Raw genomic sequence first — 25,009 nt, 5'->3', positions numbered from 1 at the left:
TAAACTCGTTTCGACATGATAATTTGGTTAAAAGGTCACTTTTCAGTTATCAATGCTGCAAACTAACCATTTAATAGTCTGAGTTGAAACAAAAAAGGTTAGCAAGCTTGCTAACCTTTTATTCAATCAATGACCGGATTAACACGCATGCGCTAGTGCTTGCTCTACATCCGCAATAATATCGTCAATATGTTCAATCCCCACAGAGATCCGCACCAAATCTTCTGACACCCCAGCTTTTGCTAGCTCGTTAGCATCTAGCTGTCTATGGGTCGTCGATGCGGGATGGCATGCCAGTGATTTAGCATCGCCGATATTGACCAATCTTAAAATCATCTGCAATGCATCAATAAAGTGCCCACCAGCCACTTTACCGTCATCCGCTTTAATACCAAAACTGATGATCCCTGAGGCTTTTCCGCCAGTAATTTTATGGCAGTTCTCCTGAAATGGACTGTTTGGCAACGCAGCGTAATTCACCCACTTCACCTTAGGGTGCGCTTCTAAATACTGCGCCAAGGTTAATGCATTGTCGCAATGGCGCTCCATTCTCAGTGCCAGAGTCTCTAACCCTTGTAGCAATAAGAAAGCGCTTTGCGGCGATAGCGCAGCGCCTGTATTACGTAACGGCACCACACGACAACGGCCAATAAAGGCAGCAGGACCAAAAGCTTGGGTATAGACTACACCATGATATGACGGATCCGGTTCATTGAGCAGTGCAAAACGTTGTGGCTGCGCCGCCCAATCAAACTTACCACTATCAACAATCGCCCCGCCAATTGTGGTGCCGTGGCCACCTATATATTTGGTCAACGAGTGCACAACGATGTCAGCGCCATGTTCAAATGGTCTGCATAACACCGGAGTCGCGACCGTATTATCAACAATTAATGGCACACCATGTTTATGAGCAATTTCAGCTAGTCGCTGCAGGTCAACGATATTGCCGGCAGGGTTACCAATTGACTCACAAAATAATGCTTTGGTTTTATCATCAATGAGTGCATCTAATCTGTCGAACTCATCGAAACCCGCCATACGGACCTCAACACCTTGTCTTGGTAAAGTGTGAGCGAATAAGTTATAGGTGCCGCCATACAGTTGGCTGGTACTGACAATGTTGTCGCCCACTTCAGTCAGAGCTTGAATCGCATAAGTGATTGCCGCCATGCCTGAAGCAAGCGCTAACGCAGCAATTCCACCCTCAATAGCGGCTAGGCGTTGTTCTAGCACATCGGTGGTTGGGTTCATGATGCGAGTATAAATATTACCCGGCACTTTAAGATCAAATAGATCAGCGCCATGTTGAGTGTCATCAAAGGTATAAGAGGTGGTTTGATAAATAGGGACTGCAGCGGCTTTGGTTGTCGCTTCCGATTTATAACCATGGTGCAGTGCTAAAGATTCGAGTTTCATACCAGCTAAATCCTATTCCATTTGAATGAAATATGAACATAACAAATAGCCATCTAGAAGTCTAAATATATTTTAAACTTCTAGATAGTGAATATAAAACGATAAGAGAAATGATTGCAGGTTTAGATGCTGTCGAGTAACTCTGGTTCAAACTGCTCTGGAGAGACACTTATATCCAGCTCAGCGATTCTGGCATTCAGCTGGGCAATATCTTTTTCGACTGTCGAAATGGTTAACGTGTTGTCATCCAAGCTATAAACTTGCTTCAGGCTGGCAAAATAAAAACTCAAGATGATAAAAGCATTTCTGTCATTATTATCTGCTGCCAGTTTAATTTTAGCCAACTTACGATAAATTTGATTATTGAGCTGCTTTAAGCGCCAAACATAATACACTTCGCGCATATAGGGCTTTTGCTTTTGTGAATGTAATACCCCACTGCAGAGCACTATCGCCATAATCACACCGATAACGTTCAGGTGAAAATTGCCAGTCGAGCCACCAGGAGTTGCGGCTGTTGCGCCAAGGAAATGAATTAACAATGTCCCAAATACCAGCGAAAGTATCGCTAGACTCGCGACAAAACTGCTGATCACAATATTGGTATTCTTACGATAGCTTCGTTTATCAATATGCATTAATTGCATCCGTGGCTCTCAAGGTTAAGCGGATAATAAGGCGGTTATTCTAGCATCCTAAATATTAGAAAATCCTCTTTGTTACGCTAAAATATTTGTATTTATGCCACAAGCTTGGCAAGTTAAGTTTTTACTGAAATAACAGTGACGAATCCAACCAAGCTCACAATTTTCACTAAACGACTTCTTTAGCGGTAAAAACATCTAGACGTCTAAATTGACAGGCGGCTCTCGATCTCATATCCTCTCAGCTATTGAGATGTACCATTCTGTGATTTTAATCATTTAAAACACAGTTTGTTCCAGCTAGGAGGGCAATGGGGACAATGGTTCGATGACTGATTTAATAGAAGAGAGATAACATTGACGAATTCCAACAACGCTCCTAAAGCTGCAGCAACTGACGTAATAGCGCCATCGTTTCTAGCGCTAACACCACTTTTTCTATTTCTAACATTGTTTATTGGTGCCGGGCTTTACTTCCAAAACCAAGGTGTCGATTTTGCTTTTTATCAATTGCCCAGTGTAGTCGCTATTCTACCTGCGATTATCTTTGCCATTATCATTTCTAAGCAAAGACTTAACCAATCAATCGAAACTTTTTTAGCCGGCATTGGTCACTCCAACATCATTGCGATGTGTATGATCTACCTGCTTGCAGGTGCATTTGCGGCAGTAGCAAAAGCAACCGGTGGCGTAGACGCAACGGTTGCACTCGGCTTGTCATTGGTTCCTTCTAGCTTATTGCTACCTGGCTTCTTTGTGATTGCCGCCTTCATTGCCACAGCCATGGGCACATCAATGGGTACTATTGCCGCGGTGGCACCTATTGCGCTTGGCGTTGCAAATGAAGCACAAATTGATTTAGCGATTATGGCTGGCGCAGTCATTTCAGGCGCGCTATTTGGCGATAACTTATCCATCATTTCAGATACCACCATCGCAGCGACTCGCACTCAAGGCTGTGAGATGAAAGACAAGTTTAAAGAAAACCTTATCTTCGCTATTCCAGCCGCGATCATCACTTTGATTGTATTCACCCTGGTTGGTCAAGGCCAGGCTGACGTAGCAGCGCAAGAGATAGACTTCATTAAGGTGATCCCTTACCTAACTATTCTGTTTTTAGCCGTCGCTGGCTTGAACGTATTTGTCGTCCTTACCATCGGTATTTTACTGGCCGGTGTCACTGGTTTATTGACCATGGACTACGGTGTCATCCAGTTTGGACAAGATATTTACGCTGGTTTTGGCAACATGCAGGAGATCTTTATTCTCTCTATGCTGGTCGGTGGCTTAGCAGCACTTATGCAGCAACAAGGTGGCCTATCGTTTGTTAGCAAGCAGATTGAAAAACTAATTACACGTTTTTCAAAAGCCAAAGGCGAAGCATCATGCCGTGCTTCAGAGCTAGGTATGGCAGGTATTGTGGCTGCAACCAACACCTGTGTTGCTAACAATACAGTGTCGATTGTGGTCACTGGTGATATCGCTAAAGATTTGGCAGAAAAGCATGGCGTGACCCCAAAACGTGCAGCCAGTATTTTAGATATTTTCTCATGTATTATCCAAGGTTTGCTCCCCTATGGCGCGCAAGCACTATTAGTCGCATCAACCTTTAGTTTGTCACCATTTGAAGTTGTTACTCATGCTTGGTACTGCATGATCCTCGCAGTGGTCGCGGTACTTATTGTGGTTTTTCGCAAGCGAAACTAAATAGCATTATTCACCTAAGCCGTGGTTAACGCACTGACTAATAGAAAAGAGCACCTTATTCAGGTGCTCTTTTTTTGTTTAGCTCACAAATCAATGAGCTTGTAACAGTAGTAATCGTTTATAGACTGTGATGCGCAATGCGCTCTTGTTACCTCTATTCTAGAAATAAACATATTTTTATCGCCATTGGATCAATCGAACGATTTGCGTAAGGAGAATTAATCAGGCACGTTGGTCTTAGCTCAGAATGAATAATATTCTCATTAAAAAGAGTGCATCACAGCACTGCTTTTTGCCATAATAACCGCCCCACGCGAGTAGCAGGATGAGTCATTTTATGGCGCACAAGTATGGAAGATAAGATTAAGTATCAATCGATGCAGTATGATTTGCACCGATTAGTCGTACTGACTATTTTTTTTGGTGCCCTTATCGCTGCAATCGGCGTGTCCATTTCAACTTGGGCAGAATATCAAATCATTGGTGATGCCGTTTTTAATCGTCGCGCTGATGTTTTAGGCGACTACAACCATGCCAAACTCGCCTTTGTATTCAACATCGCCTTGATGATCACAGGTATTTGTATCATGCTCGCGATGTTCGGACTCTACTTACTCAAACAAGGTTTTTTTAGTCACTACTTATCCTTAATCGGCGGTTGGGTCGGTATCTCAGTCCTATTAATGGGAATGTTCCCAATTAACTATCTTGATATGCATCGCCTAGTGTCGACCAGTTTTTTACTCGGCACTGTGTTGATGTACTTCCTCTGTATCACCGATAGACTCAGCCAACACTCTGTTTGTAAGGGACCCATTTTTTGGTTGAGTATTTTGGGATTTATTACCTCATCAAGCCTCGTGATTCAACTCGATTGGAATACTCTCGATTTTGTCCCTTGTCAGCAACCTGAAGCAGGCCGTTGTTGGGTTGCTATCACCATGTGGATTCAAACGAGTATTGTGATGCTCTGGTGTTTATCTTTTGCATGGACTATCCGCAAAATAGCGATTAAAAACTACCTCGAACTGTCACAACGTTATCTTACCGGAGAACAATAAATCCAACCATGAGACTCGCTAAATACCTCGCCTTAACCGGTTGCTGTTCGCGCCGCGCCGCGACTCGCTTAATCAGAGATGGCCATGTAATGATTGATAGCCGCCTCGCGAACCACATTGATACAGTGACGTTACTCGAGACACCCGACGGCCTGCGTTGCCAAGAGCAACTCTTAGTCAATGGTAAGCTTATCGCCGCCGTTGAAGCCAAAGCTTATTGGTTATTCAATAAAGCCGTTGGCACCGATAGTCGCCTGCTCGCTGACTTGCCTAATAGCTTGTGGCATTTACTGCCTGAATCGCCACGACTGTATCCAGTGGGGCGTCTCGACAAAGATTCTCGCGGTCTATTGATGTTAACCAACGATGGTGAACTTGCTCACCAATTAATGCACCCTGATTTTGGTCACTGCAAGACCTATCACGTTACAGTGGACCGACATTTCAGTGATGAATTTCTATTACAGATGGCAGCAGGAGTTAGCTACAAGGACGTTACAACCCTGCCCTGTAACATGAGTCGTTTAACTGACGATAGTTATCAAATAGTCCTCACCCAAGGGCTAAATAGGCAAATACGCCGTATGTCACAGGCACTCGGGTATAAGGTTATCGACCTTAAACGTATTTCGATTCAGAGTTTGAGTTTGGCTGATTTGGCGGAAGGCAAAATGCGCCAATTAACAGAAGCTGAGTTGTCTCAGCTAAAAGCATCATTAGCAAAGTAGCACTAATATTAAAGAGTAAATTCTCCAACACTCATCCATCGTCAATGGCCTCCCAGACTTGCCGCTGCAACAATCGCTGTACACATACACCCAACGTGCTGCCAGCTTTAATGTTTTGAGACTTTTATGTGCGCAGCCTTGCGCTTCGTGGTTATAGCTTTGTATAATATTTCTCAGCCATTTAACGTGATAGAACGTTCTATTTTTGGCATATACGGCTGAGTCCAGTCTGCATTAGCAGAGCAAAAATCTAGCTGATGCCATTCATGGTGATAAATGCAGGATGAATGTCCCACCACGAATCAGAAATTAAGGACGTAATGAAACATGATGTCACAATGGAGTGGAGCTTCGTTTTGCTAACTAAAATCCCAACAATTTATCTAATATGTGACGCCAGCTCATGATTAATATTTGTCGTGATATACGGCAGTGTGTCCTTCAAACACTGCTCTTAATAATGATTTTTATTCCTGTAATGGCTTCAGCATCTGATATTGCCAGCAGTGTCACCGGTGGAGTCGACAATCGCCTTGCTAACGGTGGTTACTTTGAGCTCGGGGCTAGCGTTTACGGCGTTAATAAAGTCGATATTCGTCAAACAGATTATCAAGCTGTGCAGCCATCATTATTGATTAGCGGTATGTACCAGTACAAAGGGCTATTTGTTGAGATGGTGCATCAATCTCAAGATGGCATTAATTTAGGGTTTAATTTCTGGAACTCTGATAATTGGTCACTCGATTTTTTAGCCGCAAATCTCAAAAGTACTTGGGCACGGCCAGAAGATGTCGACCCCTCCACTCTCAATGAAGCGGGCCGTAACGCTTATTTATTGTCTGAAGAGTCTCTCTATGTTGGCGCGGGATTTCGAGCTACACGTTATTGGGATGGCAATTACGTATTTCAGTACCGAATAGTCAGTGACTATTTGAATGATCAAGGGATCCAAAGCACAGCCCGACTGGGTAAGTCTTGGCAAGTTCGAAACTGGAACTTTCATGCATTAGGCAGCATCGAATACTCGTCATCCACTTTGAATCGCAATCTTTTTGGTGTCGGTAGCGATGAAGCTACTGAGCTATTTCCCGAGTACCATCCAGGCAGTTCGTTTAGCTATGGCTTGGAAGTCGGCGTCGCTTACCCCATTAGCGAAAGTTTTGTATTCCGCGCGATGTACCGCGTCAATGTGCTGCCAGATGAAGTCACTGAAAGCCCCTTTAATCAGGCTGATTATGTGTCGTTTTTTAACGCCTCAATCAGTTATGTATTTTAGGGGACACATGAATAATTTCTATCTGTGCTTAGCGCTCCTATTACTCCTTAACCCAACAATAGCTTGGAGTGAGGAGTCGTCAATCGTCTTTACCGCAACGCCGGAACGCTGTGTTGCGCTACATAAAGGCCAAACTTGCTATCAAGATGTGTTGTTCCGCTGGAAAACGCCAGAGGTTGGTCACTATTGTTTAGTATTGTCTCAAAGTCAGCATCAGCTCGCCTGCTGGAATGGAGCCGCCGTACAAGAGTATCCATATAGTTTTGAAGGGGATAAAACCACAACTTTTAGCCTTGTGAGGAGCGATGACGCTAGATCTCTGGCAAAAGTGAAAGTCGTTGTTACCTGGGTCTATAAAGCGCCTAAACAAAGTCAGTCAGGTTGGAGATTATTTTAAGAATGTCAGTTGAAAAACATATCTTAATCGTCGAGGACGATGCATCACTGGCAGAATGGATCAGTGATTACCTCCTTGAACACGGCTACGGGATCACCGTTGCCAGCCAAGGTGACTATGCCTTAGAGATGATCGCTGAAGAGCAACCAGACTTAGTGTTATTAGATGTGATGCTGCCGGTTAAAAACGGATTCGATGTATGCAAAGAAGCAAGAGCCTTTTATTCAGGCCCGATTCTTTTTATGACTGCCTGTGTTGAAGATGGTGATGAAATTCAAGGGCTAGATGTTGGCGCTGATGACTACCTCACTAAGCCTATTCGTCCACAAGTCTTACTAGCACGCATTAAAGCCTTATTACGCAGAGCTAATGATGACAAGATCAAGCAGCAACTGGTGTTTGAATCTTTGATACTCGATGCAACGGCTAAGTCCGTTACGGTTGGCCAAGAATCGTTAGAGTTGAATGCCAATGAATTTGATGTATTTTGGTTATTGGCTTTAAAGGTAGGCCAAGTTGTTAGCCGCATCGAACTCGTCTCTGAGCTACGCGGCTTTGAATACGACGGTCTGGATCGCTCAGTCGATATCCGCGTGTCACGGTTACGAAAAAAACTGCTCGAAGCTCAAAATCAACCCTATAAAATTAAAACCATTCGCGGTAAAGGCTACCTATTTTGTCGTGATAAAGGAGAGACTGACTCATGATCGGTTTAACGTCATGAGAAAGTTAATCATCTCATTAGTGCTTGCGGTTTTGGCCACGATTACCAGCCTAGGCTGGTCGATTAGTGAATTTGCCGCACTGCAAAACCCAGAGACAGAAACTCCCAGCACCACTGAGCACCTCGCGGCATTAACTCTTTTAGGCGTTGCTCTGTCACGGAGTTTAGATAACGAAACCGCCAGTAATACTCCCTTTATCGACAACTGGAACCAGCACAATTCAGAGCAATTATCACTCATTGCTGAAACTGAATTTTTCTTGCCTGAACCGCTTAAACTACAGTTTGATACCGAGGCATCCCTGATGCTAGAGTCCGATGAAGGGATCTCGTTGCATTACCTGATGCCCAAGACAGGCCAAGTACTCAACATTAATACAGGCCTAACGACACCAGTGGATGCCAATTCAGATCTTAACGAACTTTATACCATGCTCTTTTACGGCGGGGTCGTTGTGATTATGCTGGTGTGGGTATCGCCTTTAATCCGGCAATTGCTCCATTTGAGCAGAGTGACTAAAGCCTTTGGTATGGGAGAGTTGCAACAACGGATGGCTGTGAATAAGACCTCTTACATTGCCTCGATTGAGACTGAATTCAACCGCATGGCCGATCGGATCCAACAACTGCTCGATGACAATAAACTGCTTAGCCGAGCAGTCTCCCATGATCTAAAAACTCCGATTGCCCGACTTAGATTCGGCATTGAAGCGCTAGAGGAAACTAAAAACGAGCAGTTACGAGTTAAGTACTTCCGGCGGCTTAATCAAGATCTAAACACCATGGAAGAGTTGGTGATGACGCTGCTCAGTTACGCTCGTCTTGATCAAGCCAATATACAACCAGAACTGCAACCCATAGAGTTAAATACTTGGCTGCAAAGCAAACTTGCAACCCAAGTAGACTGCAATCACTCGCTCGAGTTTATCCCCTATACGCAGCCGCTAACCGTCAACACAGATCCTAAATATCTGTCGATGCAAGTGAGTAATCTACTCAGTAATGCCGAGCGGTTTGGTCAGTCAAAGGTGCAAGTATTAGTAGACATTGAAGATGATGCAGTGTGGATACATGTTGATGATGATGGCCAAGGCATTGATGCAGAGGAAGCGGAGCAAGTGATTAAGCCTTTTGTGCGCGGCCAACAAAGCCGAGGCAATGCGGGTCACGGCATGGGTTTAGCAATTGTTAATCGCATTGGCGTGTGGATGGGATCGCAACTATCCATTAGTCGTGCTCCTGCATTAGGTGGCGCACGTATGTCGCTGCAATTTAAATTACATTAAAGTGTATGTTCACATAAACACAGTGAGTATGTGAACATAAATGAGCTAAAACATTGACTAATTCACCGTCGCGAAATCATATTTAGCGAACTCTTCAGCCGTCATCCAATGTTCACCTAGTGCTGTGTTAAGAGTAAATAAAATGCCCCCCTTTCTCCCAGAGGATTTTATTGAAATAGATCTGTTTCTCCAGAAAAGACTGAACCACTAGTACTAACTAATGTATTCATCTGCCTTTCTTGAATGAGTAAACCTGTATACATATTTATCCCGCCATCACTAGAACCGTCGGTTTCACTATCAAAAACGAGTATTAGCTTTAAACTTGGTTCTAAGTTTTCAACCACTTAATTTAAATTAAAATAATACTCTGTGCCTAAGCCTTAGGTTTACCCCATTTAAAAATACATTAACAGCCTTCAAAGCCCCTAAAAAATAGGTTGCACCTTTATTTTAAATAACAAGTTAAACCTACTTTATTAACCCATAAAATATATTAAAAATTAATTCATACCCATGTTTGGAAGTTTTAACTAGCGTTGAATCGCTGTTATCAATTGTTTTATCTGTGGAATGGTTACAGGGGGCGTATTTTTAAAAAGAGTTGATAGCATTAGCGCGCTCCATAATCATCAACCAATGGGATAAGCATGTCTATTTATCTCACTTTTAACTTTCAATTATTAAAAGGTAAAAATAATTAGATTACTTCCTCATCATTAAGATCTAGTTTACCCCCATATAATAGCGAGAATTTATGATTGTTAATCGACAACTTAAATAAAAACACTTTAGCGCTTAGAAATAGCTCTATCTTTTAATCCTGAAAATCATAATCAGCTTATGGTTTGTTTAGTTCAACGGAATCATTTCCACTATAAGCTGAAGTAATATAAAAACTCACCTTAAAAGACACCCGCTCAATACCAGAGGAAGAGCCTCACTGGAATATAAGTCTCCGAACGAGGTTTTTATGGAGCATTTTCTCGCAACATAATGTGCATTTAGGCTGCCGGAGGGGCGATATTACCCCTTGTGCCATTAATCATGCCTTTCTATGTATTCATCAAGCGTATTCTTCAGTGATTGGCCGTAGCCATCCAGCCACGTATAGCGTTCACGATACATTTTTCGTTTTGGTCGCTTGATATCTTCCATTGATTTACGAGCAGAATTAATCGGTAGTTTGTAGAAAAAATCATCATGAGATTCACCATTATGCTCTTCCCACAAGCGGTCATAATTAAGATTAATTGTTTTTCTTCTTCTTTTTAGACCGTAACGTCTAGCAGTATATATATGCCTTGAATCCTTTACGGCATATATATCTCTTATTCCCAGATTAATGGCGAGTAAGCGTAATGTTTCGACCATAAACGATTTAGGACGTAATCCATAAATCGCCTTGGTAAATAATCGGCTAAAACCATTATCATGAGCCCCGCCTTGTACACAGCCAATATAAATATCATTATCGACAACTGTAAATGAAACAATATAACATCTTTTATATTTTGAGTCTGTAAGTGAAAGAGTAAGTTCCCCTTCCATTGTCGGATTAAGATGAAATGACAGATTGATTAAATAATATTGATCATCAATATCTATCCTGTGAAGTGTTAATCGACTATTATATATTTGATGGCGAGCATCGGCTGAAAACTTGCGTTCAAACCAGTTGTAGTGGTTAATCAAAATTTCAATAATTTCTTTTTTACTATGTCCAGTTCGTAAGTAAGGCTTTAAAAATTTAGTCAGGAAATCTGGTTGATTTTTACAGAGTGCTTTTCGTTCACCATGATAGAAATTGTCATTCATCTTTTTTATGTGAGGGTAATTCAACAAAGCTCGAATGATGAATTTAATTATAAACTTTATCTTCCCCTTGCTTTTAAGACTACTAGCTTCAATCGCCATGCCAATTATATTCATGATGTTTTTCTCAAATGTTTAATTCAAATAACAAGTGCACAACTTTAATATTGAAACAATACAGCGCTATAGCTGCGTCGGGAAGAATACCCCCCAACAGGTACATCTCTTTGGGGGGGGGGAGTTATTTAAAGTGCTTTATTAAAGGCGCTATAAATAATAAGCGGCGCCAAAATTTAGATAACTAACCTTCAATACTGACATGGCCAATAATATAATTGGTGTCATACACTCGAGAGCCAGTGTTAGGATCTTTACTATTTAGGCCAGTAACTTCTACGACAGTTGAGGTTTCTTTATCAATAGTAGAACTGCCCCAAAGTAGATCATTACTGCTGGTTGTACCGACACCGAATTGACCAACAGAATCGCGATTGGTCTGCTCGTTAGTGAAGGTAAAATAGGGGAACCCAGCCTGTTGACACAGTTCTGCAGACTTAAGCATGACGTACTTTCTTGTCAATGCTCTGTCTGTATTAGTGTTGCCGACAAAACTAATTTGCCAGCTGTCTGGTGCTATCTGCACCGTTTCAAACCCTTTTCCGAAAGACCAAAAGTTTTTCTCTGTATCGTAGGGTGTCGCGCAAGCAGCTAGCATGAGTGCTAGCCCCACAATCACGAATATATTTTTAAATGATTTCATTGGTTTTTCTTATCCAGATTGATTAGAAGCTATAGTTCACGCCTAACGTCGTAACCCACTGATTTTTACTGTCGATAAGGGGGGAATCAGCCATATCCGTGCCTAAGTGCGAATACCCAGTAGCCTGAGTGATATCGAGATGCTCAGTAATAGGAACGACCAAGGCATAACCCGCTTTATAAGCAAATGCGCCGCTGCCTTTATAAGCGGAGCGTTTAGTTGTAGCATCAGACTTTGATACACCCGCGTAGTAATCAACATAGTCTTTACTGAAATAATGTACGCCAGCGTAAGGTACGATATCTGCGAAGCCTATATTCATTGGGTGGTAATAGGTTATGTCTGCTTGATAGCCATCATATACACCGGTTACATCGTGCTGAAATTTAGTTGAAAATGTGCCTTTACCGAGATGAATATCAGCGTTTAAACCTAAATCACCGCTAACCTTACGATCCTTCATGCCCTTCAAAATATCGGCATCGCTAGAGTCAAAGCCTGGGTTTGCCACAACAAAGGCACTGAAGTTAATTTTGCTATCGTTATCACCAAAAAAGCGGTAGTTAATGCCTGCAAGATCGGCGTTAAAGTCTTCGCCATGGTAACCACCGTTAAGGTAAACACCCGATTTATGGTCTTGGCCCTTATAGAATTCACTGCCAGTCGCAGCGCCTGCTCCTGCAAAATACTGGCCCTGATGGCTGTATATATTACCGTTACGAATATAGGTATTACCGTCAGCAACGGCGTGGCTAGAGACCAAAATTGCTGTGATAGCGAAGCATAATTTTTTCATTTTCAAATCCTTTTTTACATCTGTCGAGTGACTGTGAGGCCACTATATTCGACTTGTAATTTTGACTCTGTATCCGAATGTATCCTAGCGGTACATTTGGTTGTGCTACTCGTCGGCATTGTTCAGCAGTTAAAAGTTTACATTGGGTTTCAATCATCCATCTGTGGTTCCAATGACCTGCGGTCGGCGTATGTGCAGATACGCCCGTGACTCGCAGCAAGTCCGTCCATGGAAGCTCGCCATAACATCCATGACATCCATGACATCCATGTCATGGATGGTCACGACCGTATCTGCACTGGGTTAGAAAAGCTCAAGACTCCAGCTATTGTGCTTTCAATTAAGAACATCGAAGTCAGTACCCCATGTAACGAATAGAAAACACCAATTCCCCATCGAAGTTGCCGAAGTATGTTGAAGAAAGAGCCGTAATGCCCACACGGTCTTTCCCGTGCATCCATGCACTTCAAGACATTCAGGCATCCTGCCTATCAGACGTGGGTATAGCTTTCGCGGGACAGTCCACTCCTTGGCATCCATGCCATCACGGCATTTGTAAATCCATTTACATCAGATGTCCCATCGGAAGCGTTAGCTATTTATCCACAAGCATGAGGCCTGTACTCAACGCATGTAACTTCGTCGGGGCGTCATGGTGGATGCAAGGGCGAAGTTCATTACGATGCACTCTTTGAGCGAGAGCCATGGAAGGCGAGCTGGCTTTTGAACAAGGAAGTTCTTGATAAGGACGAGCAGTCCTCCTTGCTCGGGTGTGGGCGAAGCGCCACGACTTTTATCAAACGGAGTTTGATTATCTCAACCACCAGCGTGCGGCTGAACTCCCTATCCCACGCACAAGATACAAAAAAGCCGAAACACCTAAGTATTTCGGCTTTTGCCATTCAAACAACCATTAATGATTATTCAAATCATTAATGCACAATTTCCATCTCTTCAAGCAAGTTATCTGCATGATCAAGGTACTTCATCACCCAAAGCATATAACGACTATCTACCTGAATAGAACGGTTAGTCTCAGGATCGTAACCCCAATCACCAATGATACTTTCGTACACACCGTCAAACAGTAGACCGACTAGCTCTGCACGACCGTTTAAGGTAGGTGAACCTGAGTTACCACCGGTGGTATCAAGCGTCGATAGGAAGTTCACTGGTACAGAATCTAACGACTTCACATAGTAATCGCCGTACTGCTTATTCTTAATAAGTTCAAGCTGCTTAGACGGCGCATCGAATGGATCGGCACCCGTGTCTTTCGCCAAAATACCTTCAAGGCGCGTAAACGGTTCTGCGCGCATGCCATCTTCAGGCGAGTAACCTTTAACATGACCGACTGTGACACGTAGGCTTGAGTTGGCATCTGCGTAAACTGGCTTACCTTGCTCACGGTTATAAGCGATGATGGCGTCCATATACATAGGACGAACCTTCATTAACTCACCCGCATGCTCCTTGTCTTTCTGCTCTTCTTTCATGTCTGTGTCATACATGGCAACAGCAAACTTGATGAAAGGATCGTTAGATTTGTTGAAGTCTGTTACTGACTTGTCCATCCACGTTAAACGCACATCTTGTTTATCAAGATCGGTTTTGGCGTACATCTTATCCAGTGTCTTTTGCAGCTTCTTGGCATCGAACTTCTTGCCAATACCAAAAGCGCTATCCAGTGCCTTCACTCGCTCATCAGCAGGCAGTGCCGCATAACGACTGAGTAAATCAAACAGTACGGCTTTATCAACACTTGCCGCATAACGACGGTCGATACGCTCCATGCTTGATTTAAAGCGGATCATGTCGCGCTCTTGGTAACCTGGTTCACGCGCCATATCGTCTAGCGTTTTCTCATTGGCTAAACGATAGAGTTTACGTGCCGTTGGCACCATAGTGGTGTAACCGATGTAACCTAAGATAATGTCGCGAGCTTGATGCTCGTTACCTTCGGCAATCAACTTATCGAGCTTGGCAAGGGTTTCGCCATACTTGGCTTTGCGCTTGCTGTCTTGGTTGATCCAAGTGGTTAGCTCTGCTTCACGCCCTTTTCGGTCTGCCAACATAGTCGACTTACCGTAGAACTCGATCATTGAGGTAAAGTTTTTCGCGTAATTAGCAAGACCAGCGATTAAGCTTTCGTACTTAATACGCTCATCACTGCCCTCTGGTGCGGTTTCTTTAATAATGTCGATAAAGCGTTCGCGCAGCATTTTTCCTTCTGGATACGCCCATTCAAAGGTGTTTTCCACTTCATTGGCTGTGCGGTAACGATTGGTACGGCCTGGGTAACCTGCCACCATCACAAAGTCACCGTCGCTGACGCCTTTTGCCGATACTTTCAAGAAGCTCTTTGGCTCGTACGGTACGTTGTCTTGGCTAAAATCTGCTGGCTTACCGTCTTTAGATACATAAGCGCGGTAGAAAGAGAAGTCACCAGTATGGCGTGGCCACATCCAGTTATCGATATCGCCGCCGTACTTACCCACGCTTGCTGCTGGGTTATATACTAAACGCACATCGCGAATTTCTAGCTGCTTAACTAAGTAATACTCAAGACCGCCGTGGAAGCTATAAACCTGACAGCGGTAGCCATCTTCTTTTTCGCACTCTGCGACTAAACCTTTCTCTCTTTGCTCAATGCCTTGATAAAATGCGTTTCCTGTCTTGCTCTCAAGTCCCGATTTTATTTTATCGGTCACCTCGCTAACGTCTTCGGTAACGAAGATGCGCGAACCCGGTGTTGCCGCAAGCTCTTCGCCGAAAGACTTAGCTAAAAAGCCATCACGCAGTAAGTTTTTTTCAGGGGTTGAGTTGTATTGAATTGAGCCATAAGCACAGTGATGGTTCGTCACTACAAGGCCTTTTGGCGACACAAATGATGCCGTACAGCCGCCAAGGCTGATCACGGCATTCATTGGAAATTCGGTGAGTTTTGAAATTGAGTTAACATCTATTTCAAGTCCCTTTGCCTTTAGCTCGTCTGCCATGGCAGGAAGTTGGTAGGGTTGCCACATACCTTCGTCAGCTACTGCACCAAAAGAGGTCGCCATAGCGACTGTCAAAAGCCATTTCTTCATTTTGTTAAGTCCATTTTTTAGATATTTTAGGATTATTGTTATTTTTACTTGCTGTAATATCGATTTATGAGACGGCTAGATACAAAAAAGCCGAGCCCAATATGCAAATATTGATGCTCGACTTTAGCACAAGATGTTAGCCAAGAAACAGACTCTAAATTAATCTGTTACAAAGCGATTACTGTATGTTGGCAACGCTTTATAAAGCAACCCACAACTGCGCGGCAATAATCCCTGCACCTAGCAAGCCTGCAATGCCCATGGCAGCGGTTCCGCCACTGACTTGATAACCGCCTAAGTTTTGCTTACGTTGACCAAGAGCCATGACTATAGGTAAGAAAATAATCATCACCACCAATGGAATAGCGGCAAACCCGAGCACTTTAAAGAAGCCGTCAGGGTAATAAAGCGCACACAAGAGTGGTGGGATAAAAGTGATGAGCCAGGTTTGAGCTCGGCCGAATGCATTATTTTTTGCACGCGTTAGCTCCGCCACATAATCAAACAAACTCATGGTCACGCCAAGGAAAGACGTCACCAACGCGAGGTTGGCAAATAGGTCGATAAACTGCTGTAAAATAGCCGAGTCAGCGACCCCTTGAAGTGCAGTGACAAGCAAGGGTAGTGAGCCTTCAAAACCGTAAACTGTTTTGCCACCCAGCGTGCCTAACGTCACCATTAACCACAAAATGTAGCAAACCAATGGAATGGTAGAACCAATAATAAGCACTTTACGCAGTGACACCGCATCACCATCTAAATAGCGCACTATGGTCGCAATACAAACGTGGAAACCAAAAGAGGTAAACACAATCGGAATCGCCGCTAACCACAAGTTAGTTAAATCACTGCCGCCAACCATGCCTGTAGTTGAACTATTCATCATCAGGCTCATATCGACTTCAGGGAGTAGATAGGCAACCACTATAACTAACAAGGCGATCATAGAGGTGAATAACACACGCGAAACTTTATCAATCCAACGTACACCCACCGCAATGAAGCCACCAAAAATAGCGGTAAACATCAATACAGCAAGTTGATTGTCCATTTTCATGCCAACCAGTTGCATCTTAGACTCTAGTAGCGATGAGCCCCCCATTAGATAGACCATGGTTAACGCAAATAATAAACTTAGAAATGAGCCACCTTGAATAAGTTGACCGACTTTACCCAAAGTTTTACCCGTAATGGCATGTACATTTAGACCAACGCCTGCACGTAAGTTAATTTCGAGCATTAATAACGAGGTATAGATAGATACCCCCCAAATTAGCACCAATAAAAACAGTGCAGGGATAGTACCTAAAGAAGCAGTAGCCAGTGGCAATGCCAACATACCACCACCAATTGCCGTTCCAGCTACAATGGCGATTGAGCCAAGTATTTTTGAGTTCACAAAATTGTCCTGTTAGATTTTATAATTTATTTTTGGTAGGTCAGATTTAGAACGACTTTGAGGGAGAGATCTTTTCGCACGTTAACAATACTATTAACAGCCCCCAATCGAATCTGGTCATCATCAACCTTAGCGATTCCAATTGGCCCCAACGGCTTAGTTAAATAATATGGATATTCACCTTATCAACTTTGCCACTGAGGCGGTATAAATCGAGGGCAATATCGATAAGATTGTTTCATTACGACTCTTTCTCTAAAAAATGACTGTTAGCGACATTAACAGCTACGAACCGCGTGGGCAAGACATCGGCATAGCATAAAATCAACTTAGTACGAATCGACAATAAGCTTGTAAAGCCTTAGTAACAGTTAGTTTACGTTTGACTTTTTTTGCTCAATTTTGAGGCGTTGATAGCTTTTTTAGCATTGATATTGGTCCACTAACCACTATAATGCTCGCCTCTGCTTCGGGGGAGTAGCTATCAATCTTTGCAATAAGTGTGCATCGATTGAGTAAGTATCAACATAATTGGCCATACGCCGTGGTACTTACAGTTAATGACTTATGTCGTTAACCCAGTAAGACCTGAGCACAATGCCACTCATATTGGGGAGGGGTGTATTGTGCTTGGAATTTTGCCTCCCCGATATAGGAAATACTATTGGAAGCCTTTCTCGCCTCTACCTTTACTGTTGCTATCGCCGAAATCGGTGATAAAACTCAACTACTCGCGCTGGTTTTAGCCGTACGTTTCAAAAATAAGACCGCCATTATTCTTGGCATTTTTCTATCCACACTTGCAAACCACTTTGCCGCTGCTTGGTTAGGCCAATGGGCCATCGGTTATATTAACCCTGATATTGCGCGCTACTTAGTTGCGGGTTCATTTTTTGCGATCGCACTGTGGGTGCTTATTCCCGATAAAATCGATAAAGAGGAGAGCCGCTTTTACGCGATGGGGCCTTTCTTAGCCACTTTCTTCCTATTTTTTATTGCCGAGATGGGCGATAAAACTCAAATAGCCACCGTAGTACTTTCCGCTAAATATGATGCACTTGCCATGGTGGTGATGGGCACTACGCTGGGCATGTTGATTGCCAATGTTCCAGTGGTCATCGCCGGTCACTTTAGCGCTGAAAAACTGCCTCTGCATTGGATCCATCGCGGCTGCGCCGTACTCTTCGCCTTACTGGGTGTGGCAACGTTGCTGTTTTAACCGTTGCGCTAACAACGAGTTGCGAGCTAAGGCTGAGATAACGCTCAGTTCTTAACCCGCAACTTCGGTTTCTAGCTGTATTTGGTGCTTAGCTTATAGCCCCTAGCGACTTTTAACTCGCTGTTGCCTTTACTTAAGCTCGTCTGCACTAATACCGAGCACCTTAGCAAGACCTTCGCCGTAAGCGACATCAGCCTTCATACAGTTCTGGATGTGTCGGATCTGAATGTGTCGATCAGCGCCGCCAACTTGAGCTGCCGTATTGGCAAACAATCTTTGCTGCTCATCACTTCCCATCAATCTAAACAGGTCACCTGCTTGACTGTAGTGATCATCATCCTTATGGCTATAAGCATCGGCATCACCATCTATCTGCATTGGTGGCTCACTAAAGTCAGGTTGTTCCTGCCATTCACCTTGAGAGTTTGGCTCATAACCTATTGTGCGGCCCGCATTACCATCGGTGCGCATAAGCCCATCTCTGTGATAAGAGTGGAACGGACATTTAGGTGCGTTAACTGGAATATGGCTATGGTTTACACCCAGGCGATATCTCTGGGCATCACCGTAGGAGAACAAACGTCCCTGCAACATCTTATCCGGTGAGAAGCCAATACCAGGTACGATAGTTGTCGGTGCAAATGCAACCTGCTCTACGTCCGCAAAATAGTTATCCGGATTACGGTTAAGCTCTAGTTCACCCACTTGGATCAAAGGGTAATCCTTGTGCGGCCAAATTTTGGTTAAATCGAAAGGATTAAACGGACAGTCACCTGCCGCAGCCTCTTCCATTAACTGAACATATAAGGTCCACTTAGGGAAATCACCTTGCTCAATTGAGTGCAGTAGATCCGCCTGATGACTTTCACGATCGTTAGCAATGATTTCAGCGGCTTCTTTATCTGATAAGTTTTGGATCCCCTGCTGAGTCTTAAAGTGGAACTTCACCCAGTAGCGCTTATCATCTGTGCTGATGAAGCTGTAAGTGTGAGAACCAAAACCGTCCATATGACGATAAGACTTAGGGATACCACGATCACCCATGGTCATAGTGATCTGATGCAGAGCCTCTGGCGATAACGTCCAGAAATCCCAGTTATTGTTAGCACTACGCATGTTAGTGTGAGGATCACGCTTTACTGCATGGTTAAGATCTGGGAATTTAAGTGGATCTTTAAGGAAGAAGACCGGTGTGTTGTTACCCACTAGATCCCAGTTTCCTTGTTCGGTGTAAAACTTAATCGCAAAACCGCGAATGTCACGCTCAGCATCTGCAGCACCTCGCTCACCAGCTACAGTCGAGAAACGAACAAACACTTCAGACTCTTTACCAACAGACTCAAACATCTTAGCCTTGGTAAACTCGCTGATATCATGGGTCACGGTGAAACGACCAAAAGCGCCAGAACCTTTAGCGTGCATACGACGCTCAGGGATTACTTCACGGTCGAAGTGAGCTAGCTTCTCAAGAAACCAAGCATTCTCAAGCAACATAGGACCGCGCTTACCTGCTGTTTTAACATTTTGGTTGTCAGATACTGGGGCGCCAAACGCTGTGGTCAATTTCTTCTTATCCATAATAAACTCCTAGAACTCACATCAATCATTATAATAAAGTCGGTTTTCAGATTTAAATCTTAATATTTAATATATTAGTATGAAAACAAACGGGCTAGAGGGCATGTAAACAAAGCGAATTATCACGCTTAGCATTAACCCAAGTTTCGATCAGGTCATAAATAGTTGCCATGGTACAACTCCTAAAATCTTCATAACGAGTAACTATGTCGATGGAGTAATAGTAGTCGCTCATAGGGGAATGTTAAAACGATTAGATTAGATAAGCTCAAACTGTTTTGACGATTACGACTGTAATAGTATGATTAGGCCGGTGATTTATGCAGCTAAGGGCTGCACTTGTTCGACCAATTTTAAGCTGGAGTTTGGTAGAGAGAATGTGGATGAGGTTTTACCTTTAACACCAGATAAAAGATTAACTCAGTTGCGAGGCTATGCCTTATAGGTAATAGGTTTAATCAGGGGCCAGGTAATCCATGACACTAAACAAGCGCTTTAAGTTAATAATGTTTGCAGCGTGGCCTGATACTATCAAGCCACTATAGAGCCACTGTAATGCTTTTTATTCTGGGGTAGCTTTGTCCGCTTTATAGAGCCTAACGATATAATAAATATCGATGAGCACGATAAAAAAGTTAACTAGAGCCACTGGCAATGCATCAATCGCTAAGCCATAAGCGACGAATAAAGCCGCACCCACCAAGTTCCACCAACGTAACTTTTTGATATTCGACATCATCAGCGATATGGCAACCACCACCGATGCTAAATACCCTACCCATTCCCATATTGTTGCGCTATCCATTTTAGCTCCAAGGCTTACAAAAAAACAATACATTGAGTATGGGCAATAGTTTACTAATGCAACAGCTTACCGCTCAATTATTTGTACTTTACTGCGCGTTAAACAGATTAACGTTTTACCACCGCCGCAGTCATTCGAGATATGCAACACAGTTCGCCTGCACTATTGTGGATCAACACTTCCCATACTGAGCTGCGCTTGCCAAGATGCACAGGTTTGGCCGTTGCCGTTAACATGCCATTGCGTGATGCCTTTAAATGGTTAGCATTAATCTCTTGGCCAACGCAGTAATACTGCTCAAAATCGACCGCGAAATTTGCCGCATAGCTGGCGACGGTTTCGGCCAAAGCAACATTAGCGCCGCCATGAACGATACCTAAAGGATTATGTACAGCAGGTGATGCAAGCATTGTCGCCTTCATATAATCATCACCAACTTCAGAGATCGTGATCCCCATCGTTTGCATCAGTGTGCCTTTACCATGCATCCCTGAATCCATTTTGGCACATGTTTCTAAGCTTACGGGTCTAAACCAAATCGACATCTGTTACATCCATTTTTTGTAGTTATTGTTAACAGTTTACTGCCTAAATAAAAAAGTTTAAATAGGTAAGATGAGTATAAGTCTTTGATCATTATGCGGCAGTTCATCGCGTTGACCATAACGGTAACGCTTTATTGATTTTTGGCAAAGTGGAAGGTTATCGGTGTATAGAATAGGCGCGTGATTGAGCTTATTATTTAGGTGTCGATACGTTTTCACGTCCAACTTATGTGCCTAACCACGCGCCATAGGGTAACTGGTCGTCTGAACTGAAATGGTTGAGAATTACAATTATTGAAATCTAACTTTATCAGCACTAGCTTAACTAAGTGTTAAAGTCGATTGTCAATCTGACACCCAGTGTCAGCTAAATATTTTCATTGAATGACTGTGTTCGCTTTAGCGCGCTGTAAATATTTGTCATCAATATGATTGGCAGTGCATTAGCAGCATTGGTTAACTGCAATACCGACCCCTCTGTACAGTCATTAAGTTAGCTGCTTGGCTGTTTCGAGAATACTAACTCTAATTTTAAATAGCTACATAGCCAAAAATGATGAAAACTTCCATACATTTTCAACTCACAAAACCTTGCTATGGATGCAGTGTATACAGCAACATTTTTGCTGCAAGCAAATTACGTCGATTTAGCACATAAAAGTTATATTTTTACCCTGCTAAGGCATAGAAACATTGATTACAACAATAAAGCTAACAAAGGTACTCGCGCACGAACTGAATACGTACAAAATAGATACGTAAACCACTTATTTACATAGATATATTAACAATAGCGATATACTACAATAGTGATTCATAAGAGGTGAGCAATCCTTTCTATGACCTAGTTGTGATCAAAGCACTACTAAAAAGAAAGTTTTAAACTACTTTTTTTACACGTTAATGAGCCGTTAGTGCATTAAGCTGCCATTTGTATCGATTTATAGTTAAAGACGAGTGATATCATTGCTATCGGTAGCCTAATTAAGCAATAAAAAAGCCACCTTTTCAATTAAAGGTGGCTTATCAGTTGCTCTAATACCAGCAGGCTAACCCGTGGTTAGTTTGCCATTAGTGCTTACGGCGACGTAAGCCAAATAGCGATAGCATTAATAGGCTTAGATAACCCAATGAACCACCATCGTCTTTCTTTGGTGGGACAACAGGTACAACAGGCTCTACTGGCGCTGGATAGCTCAGGGCAATAATCACAGGATCATGGTCTGAAGAGCGGAAGGCATTATCAGAAATTTCGATATCGCCTTGGTTATACGCAGAATACTGGAACAAGATAGATTCAACCGAGTTGATATGCCAATCTTGAATGTCTACCAGTCTCGCCGCAGCACTTGCATTAGCTAATGCATGATCTAAGTTACCCAATTCGCCACTGTAGCTGTATGAGTAGGTACTAGCACCATGAGCCTGAGTATTAAGGTTAATTAAGCCGTAACCTTTGTCAATCTTACTACCCGTTTGCTCATAAACTTTACCTTCAAGCGTCGTCCATGAAGCAGAAACTATCTCACGTTCGGCAGTTGCAGCATCATAATCTGTCAAGACAGCGATAGGATCTTCCATGCCATAAGCATTCATATCACCGAGAACCAAGATATCACCCTCAATATCTTTGAGTGATTCACCGATAACCTTGGCTGCAGAAACACGGAACTCGTTACAGTGTCCCTGTAGATCTGCTGGATCATTCTTCTCTGCAAATTCAGCCCAATCTTCTAAGCAGCTTGAGCCTTTAGATTTCAAGTGGTTAACTACAACTGTTAACTTCTCATCATTGATCTGGAAAGTCTGAGCTAAGCTGTGACGTTGATACTTGTTATAACTAGGGCTAGTTTCAGCATCATTACCTTCACCGCGGCTCATCACTCCAGCAGGAGCATGTTGCTCTGGAGTCTCGATAACAAACGCATCACCGGCAGGCTTAACCTTACTTGGGCGATACAGCAGTCCGACAGTAATTGCGTCGCTACCAATGAACTTACCTTTGTACTTATCAGCTTCGTTTGCTTCGATAAACTTATAAGCATCGATAGCAGGTAACTCAGCGTTCAAGGCATTGACCAGATACTGAATCGAGCTAGTTTCACCGAAACCATTATTCTCAATTTCCATCAAACCAACTACATCAGCGTTCATCTCTTTTAGCGCACTAACAATCTTTGTGCGCTGCTTTAGATAATCTTCTAATGTATGTGCACCACGACCACAACTCTTTTTAGCTTTATCGGCATCGGCTTGATCTTTACAAGTGGCATTCAATGTACCACCAACATCACTGTCACTGGTGAACAGATTCAGAACGTTGAAGCTGGCAACGCGGATATCGCCCATAGTGGCAATATCAGGTGTTGACGATCTGTCGTTATCGCTGCGTAAAATGTCACTTGTAGCAATCTGGTTGGTTGCTACAAGATGATACTTCCCATAGCCATAACCGATCATGCCTTCTAGGTTTGTGATGGTATCTCCAATACGGATATATCCAGTCTCTGCGTTGAAATCGGCAAGATAGGGAACGGTACCATTTGGTGCTTTGATGCTAGGAATAATTTGCAGTTGGTTGGCTTTATTTTTCGATTGAATAGCGGCTGCAGCATCTGAACCCGGCGCTTCAACTTGAGTCGCCTTCATCAATGGCGCTTTATGCGACAAGACAAGACCCAGAGGATCGCCACTGCGACCATACATACTGGTGACCTTCATATCTGTAGCCAGATCGAGCTTAACTTTCATTCCCTCTAAACGCTCAAGGGTATTAGAAAGTCTTTCGCCTTCTACAATATAAAGCGGCTCAGCCGCAGGAACTTCGGCATTTCCATCAGTAGCAAAATTATCTCCGACATCGGTGATACGTGTCAGACCATAACTTTCTTCAATCTTACCCTGAACACAAACTTTAACACCCGGTTGAATCGCTTCATCTGCAGATCCATTGGTGTTCACAAATATGCCGTCAGAAGTGAATAGAGACCCATCGCCATCTATTTCCTGCAGATAGAAACCTTTTTGGCTATCTGCTCGAGCGGTCACAACACCGATAACGGTGTAATCGGCATCAGTCTTGTACTTACCATCTGCAATTAATGGACTCTTGAAGCCGGTACCTTGAACATCATAGATTGGCGTGAATGTAGCACCTGTACAGCTGAATGCTGGCACTTCAGGTTCAGGACCAGGACCCGCTCCACCAACGAAGTCGCCGCTGCGAGCTCCGAGTCCAGCTAAATAGTTTGTTCCTTTATCAATCCACTCACTTTCAACCCAGACGGCTTGAGGTGCTGTAACAGCATCACTACGTTGAAGGGTGACATCTTTAGCGAAATTATCAGAAGAAAGAATGCCGACCCTATCGATTACAGTCGTGCCATTCATTAAATCAACAGCGTCATTCCCATTAAAGGTCATCTTGGTACTGGTAAGCTGATCAATGCCCGCATCTAAAGGAATGTCTGTAAGGTTATGAACCACTACTTTGGTTCCATTAGCAGCTAATGTACCACTTAAGGTAGCCATTAACGAAGCTGCGGCGGCACCATTACCATGTCTAATCAAAGTGTAGCCAGATAAATCTACCGCCGTATCTCCAGCGTTATAAAGCTCAATCGCTTTCTTGTTACCACCACTGCCTTCTACATATTCACTAATAATTACATCTGCGCTCGCCATCATAGGCAGAGCAGCAGCTATTGACAGTGCTAATACTGACAATTTTTTAACATTATCCATTTATTCAACCCCATTTT

20 protein-coding genes are annotated in these 25,009 nt (G+C 43.2%); 9 read left to right on the top strand and 11 right to left on the bottom strand.

The features are described from left to right. Positions 1 to 138: 138 nt before the first annotated feature. Together CXF86_RS17045 and CXF86_RS17040 are read right to left on the bottom strand one after the other, a co-directional pair. A complete protein-coding gene (locus CXF86_RS17045; RefSeq protein WP_101092344.1) occupies positions 139 to 1,419 on the bottom strand; it encodes an O-acetylhomoserine aminocarboxypropyltransferase/cysteine synthase family protein in 1,281 nt (426 codons plus the stop codon). Between the two features lie 122 nt (positions 1,420 to 1,541). Next, the gene (locus CXF86_RS17040; RefSeq protein ID WP_101092345.1) at positions 1,542 to 2,066 is read right to left on the bottom strand and encodes a DUF3087 domain-containing protein; all 525 of its coding nucleotides are present in this window, start codon (positions 2,064 to 2,066) and stop codon (positions 1,542 to 1,544) included. Positions 2,067 to 2,420: 354 nt separating this feature from the next. Between CXF86_RS17040 and CXF86_RS17035 the strand changes: the two genes are divergently transcribed. The 7 genes from CXF86_RS17035 to CXF86_RS17005 all read left to right on the top strand — a co-directional run bounded on the left by CXF86_RS17035 (position 2,421) and on the right by CXF86_RS17005 (position 9,242). Beyond that, entirely contained in the window at positions 2,421 to 3,770 is a 1,350-nt protein-coding gene (locus CXF86_RS17035) for a Na+/H+ antiporter NhaC family protein (RefSeq protein ID WP_257982797.1), read from the top strand. Positions 3,771 to 4,120: 350 nt separating this feature from the next. Then, positions 4,121 to 4,831, top strand: a complete 711-nt coding sequence (locus CXF86_RS17030; protein ID WP_102039597.1) for a DUF998 domain-containing protein — start codon at positions 4,121 to 4,123, stop codon at positions 4,829 to 4,831. A gap of 8 nt (positions 4,832 to 4,839) precedes the next feature. Beyond that, the gene (locus CXF86_RS17025; RefSeq protein WP_102039596.1) at positions 4,840 to 5,559 is read left to right on the top strand and encodes an RNA pseudouridine synthase; all 720 of its coding nucleotides are present in this window, start codon (positions 4,840 to 4,842) and stop codon (positions 5,557 to 5,559) included. A gap of 478 nt (positions 5,560 to 6,037) precedes the next feature. Continuing rightward, positions 6,038 to 6,835 carry a MipA/OmpV family protein gene (locus tag CXF86_RS17020; RefSeq protein ID WP_232775032.1) on the top strand — a complete coding sequence of 266 codons (798 nt, stop codon included), beginning with the start codon at positions 6,038 to 6,040 and terminating at the stop codon, positions 6,833 to 6,835. Between the two features lie 7 nt (positions 6,836 to 6,842). After that, on the top strand, positions 6,843 to 7,232 hold the full coding sequence (locus tag CXF86_RS17015; RefSeq protein WP_102039594.1) for a DUF3019 domain-containing protein: 390 nt from the start codon (positions 6,843 to 6,845) through the stop codon (positions 7,230 to 7,232). A gap of 2 nt (positions 7,233 to 7,234) precedes the next feature. Then, positions 7,235 to 7,939, top strand: a complete 705-nt coding sequence (locus CXF86_RS17010; RefSeq protein WP_101092350.1) for a response regulator — start codon at positions 7,235 to 7,237, stop codon at positions 7,937 to 7,939. Positions 7,940 to 7,952: 13 nt separating this feature from the next. Then, entirely contained in the window at positions 7,953 to 9,242 is a 1,290-nt protein-coding gene (locus CXF86_RS17005) for an ATP-binding protein (protein WP_101092351.1), read from the top strand. A 1,041-nt stretch (positions 9,243 to 10,283) separates the two neighbouring features. On the opposite strand, the gene CXF86_RS17000 is transcribed toward CXF86_RS17005, so the two are convergent. The 3 genes from CXF86_RS17000 to ompV form a co-directional block, all read right to left on the bottom strand. Continuing rightward, positions 10,284 to 11,174, bottom strand: a complete 891-nt coding sequence (locus CXF86_RS17000) for a VirK/YbjX family protein (RefSeq protein WP_102039593.1) — start codon at positions 11,172 to 11,174, stop codon at positions 10,284 to 10,286. Between the two features lie 184 nt (positions 11,175 to 11,358). Beyond that, the gene (locus CXF86_RS16995; RefSeq protein WP_101092353.1) at positions 11,359 to 11,817 is read right to left on the bottom strand and encodes a CC0125/CC1285 family lipoprotein; all 459 of its coding nucleotides are present in this window, start codon (positions 11,815 to 11,817) and stop codon (positions 11,359 to 11,361) included. Positions 11,818 to 11,839: 22 nt separating this feature from the next. Beyond that, positions 11,840 to 12,613 (bottom strand): outer membrane protein OmpV, encoded by a 774-nt coding sequence (ompV, locus tag CXF86_RS16990; RefSeq protein WP_102039592.1) that lies wholly within the window; start codon positions 12,611 to 12,613, stop codon positions 11,840 to 11,842. A gap of 228 nt (positions 12,614 to 12,841) precedes the next feature. On the opposite strand from ompV, the gene CXF86_RS22810 reads away from it, so the two are divergent. Beyond that, the gene (locus CXF86_RS22810) at positions 12,842 to 12,991 is read left to right on the top strand and encodes a hypothetical protein (RefSeq protein WP_180961092.1); all 150 of its coding nucleotides are present in this window, start codon (positions 12,842 to 12,844) and stop codon (positions 12,989 to 12,991) included. Between the two features lie 554 nt (positions 12,992 to 13,545). Here the strand turns inward: CXF86_RS22810 and CXF86_RS16985 are convergent. Together CXF86_RS16985 and CXF86_RS16980 are read right to left on the bottom strand one after the other, a co-directional pair. After that, a complete protein-coding gene (locus CXF86_RS16985; RefSeq protein ID WP_101092355.1) occupies positions 13,546 to 15,702 on the bottom strand; it encodes a S46 family peptidase in 2,157 nt (718 codons plus the stop codon). Between the two features lie 199 nt (positions 15,703 to 15,901). After that, positions 15,902 to 17,101, bottom strand: a complete 1,200-nt coding sequence (locus CXF86_RS16980; protein ID WP_101092356.1) for an amino acid permease — start codon at positions 17,099 to 17,101, stop codon at positions 15,902 to 15,904. A gap of 664 nt (positions 17,102 to 17,765) precedes the next feature. Here CXF86_RS16980 and CXF86_RS16975 point away from each other — a divergent pair. Further along, complete coding sequence (locus tag CXF86_RS16975) at positions 17,766 to 18,320, top strand: TMEM165/GDT1 family protein (protein WP_101092357.1); 555 nt, start codon at positions 17,766 to 17,768, stop codon at positions 18,318 to 18,320. A gap of 129 nt (positions 18,321 to 18,449) precedes the next feature. Here CXF86_RS16975 and CXF86_RS16970 read toward each other — a convergent pair whose 3' ends face one another. The 4 genes from CXF86_RS16970 to exeM all read right to left on the bottom strand — a co-directional run bounded on the left by CXF86_RS16970 (position 18,450) and on the right by exeM (position 24,992). Further along, on the bottom strand, positions 18,450 to 19,898 hold the full coding sequence (locus CXF86_RS16970; protein ID WP_102039591.1) for a catalase: 1,449 nt from the start codon (positions 19,896 to 19,898) through the stop codon (positions 18,450 to 18,452). Between the two features lie 562 nt (positions 19,899 to 20,460). Continuing rightward, a complete protein-coding gene (locus CXF86_RS16965; RefSeq protein ID WP_101092359.1) occupies positions 20,461 to 20,703 on the bottom strand; it encodes a YgjV family protein in 243 nt (80 codons plus the stop codon). A 107-nt stretch (positions 20,704 to 20,810) separates the two neighbouring features. Further along, positions 20,811 to 21,248, bottom strand: a complete 438-nt coding sequence (locus CXF86_RS16960) for a PaaI family thioesterase (protein WP_101092360.1) — start codon at positions 21,246 to 21,248, stop codon at positions 20,811 to 20,813. A 1,071-nt stretch (positions 21,249 to 22,319) separates the two neighbouring features. Beyond that, positions 22,320 to 24,992: an extracellular exonuclease ExeM gene (gene exeM / locus CXF86_RS16955; protein WP_102039590.1), complete on the bottom strand. Its 2,673-nt coding sequence runs from the start codon at positions 24,990 to 24,992 to the stop codon at positions 22,320 to 22,322. Positions 24,993 to 25,009: the final 17 nt, after the last annotated feature.

Source organism: Shewanella sp. GutCb (assembly GCF_002836135.1).
In the GTDB taxonomy this organism is placed as follows: domain Bacteria; phylum Pseudomonadota; class Gammaproteobacteria; order Enterobacterales; family Shewanellaceae; genus Shewanella.
Note: the sequence above shows the minus strand (reverse complement) of the source record. Positions and strands in the feature narration are given on the sequence as shown.

What these genes read in the sequence shown, in the direction of transcription:
- CXF86_RS17010 (WP_101092350.1), top strand. Translation starts at nt 7,235, where the DNA reads ATGTCAGTTGAAAAACATATCTTAATCGTCGAGGACGATGCATCACTG.
- CXF86_RS16985 (WP_101092355.1), bottom strand. Translation starts at nt 15,702, where the DNA reads ATGAAGAAATGGCTTTTGACAGTCGCTATGGCGACCTCTTTTGGTGCA.
- CXF86_RS17020 (WP_232775032.1), top strand. Translation starts at nt 6,038, where the DNA reads ATGGCTTCAGCATCTGATATTGCCAGCAGTGTCACCGGTGGAGTCGAC.
- CXF86_RS16995 (WP_101092353.1), bottom strand. Translation starts at nt 11,817, where the DNA reads ATGAAATCATTTAAAAATATATTCGTGATTGTGGGGCTAGCACTCATG.
- CXF86_RS17000 (WP_102039593.1), bottom strand. Translation starts at nt 11,174, where the DNA reads ATGAATATAATTGGCATGGCGATTGAAGCTAGTAGTCTTAAAAGCAAG.
- ompV (WP_102039592.1), bottom strand. Translation starts at nt 12,613, where the DNA reads ATGAAAAAATTATGCTTCGCTATCACAGCAATTTTGGTCTCTAGCCAC.
- CXF86_RS16965 (WP_101092359.1), bottom strand. Translation starts at nt 20,703, where the DNA reads ATGGATAGCGCAACAATATGGGAATGGGTAGGGTATTTAGCATCGGTG.
- CXF86_RS17005 (WP_101092351.1), top strand. Translation starts at nt 7,953, where the DNA reads ATGAGAAAGTTAATCATCTCATTAGTGCTTGCGGTTTTGGCCACGATT.
- CXF86_RS17030 (WP_102039597.1), top strand. Translation starts at nt 4,121, where the DNA reads ATGGAAGATAAGATTAAGTATCAATCGATGCAGTATGATTTGCACCGA.
- CXF86_RS22810 (WP_180961092.1), top strand. Translation starts at nt 12,842, where the DNA reads ATGGAAGCTCGCCATAACATCCATGACATCCATGACATCCATGTCATG.
- CXF86_RS17025 (WP_102039596.1), top strand. Translation starts at nt 4,840, where the DNA reads ATGAGACTCGCTAAATACCTCGCCTTAACCGGTTGCTGTTCGCGCCGC.
- CXF86_RS17040 (WP_101092345.1), bottom strand. Translation starts at nt 2,066, where the DNA reads ATGCAATTAATGCATATTGATAAACGAAGCTATCGTAAGAATACCAAT.
- CXF86_RS17045 (WP_101092344.1), bottom strand. Translation starts at nt 1,419, where the DNA reads ATGAAACTCGAATCTTTAGCACTGCACCATGGTTATAAATCGGAAGCG.
- CXF86_RS16970 (WP_102039591.1), bottom strand. Translation starts at nt 19,898, where the DNA reads ATGGATAAGAAGAAATTGACCACAGCGTTTGGCGCCCCAGTATCTGAC.
- CXF86_RS16960 (WP_101092360.1), bottom strand. Translation starts at nt 21,248, where the DNA reads ATGTCGATTTGGTTTAGACCCGTAAGCTTAGAAACATGTGCCAAAATG.
- CXF86_RS17015 (WP_102039594.1), top strand. Translation starts at nt 6,843, where the DNA reads ATGAATAATTTCTATCTGTGCTTAGCGCTCCTATTACTCCTTAACCCA.
- exeM (WP_102039590.1), bottom strand. Translation starts at nt 24,992, where the DNA reads ATGGATAATGTTAAAAAATTGTCAGTATTAGCACTGTCAATAGCTGCT.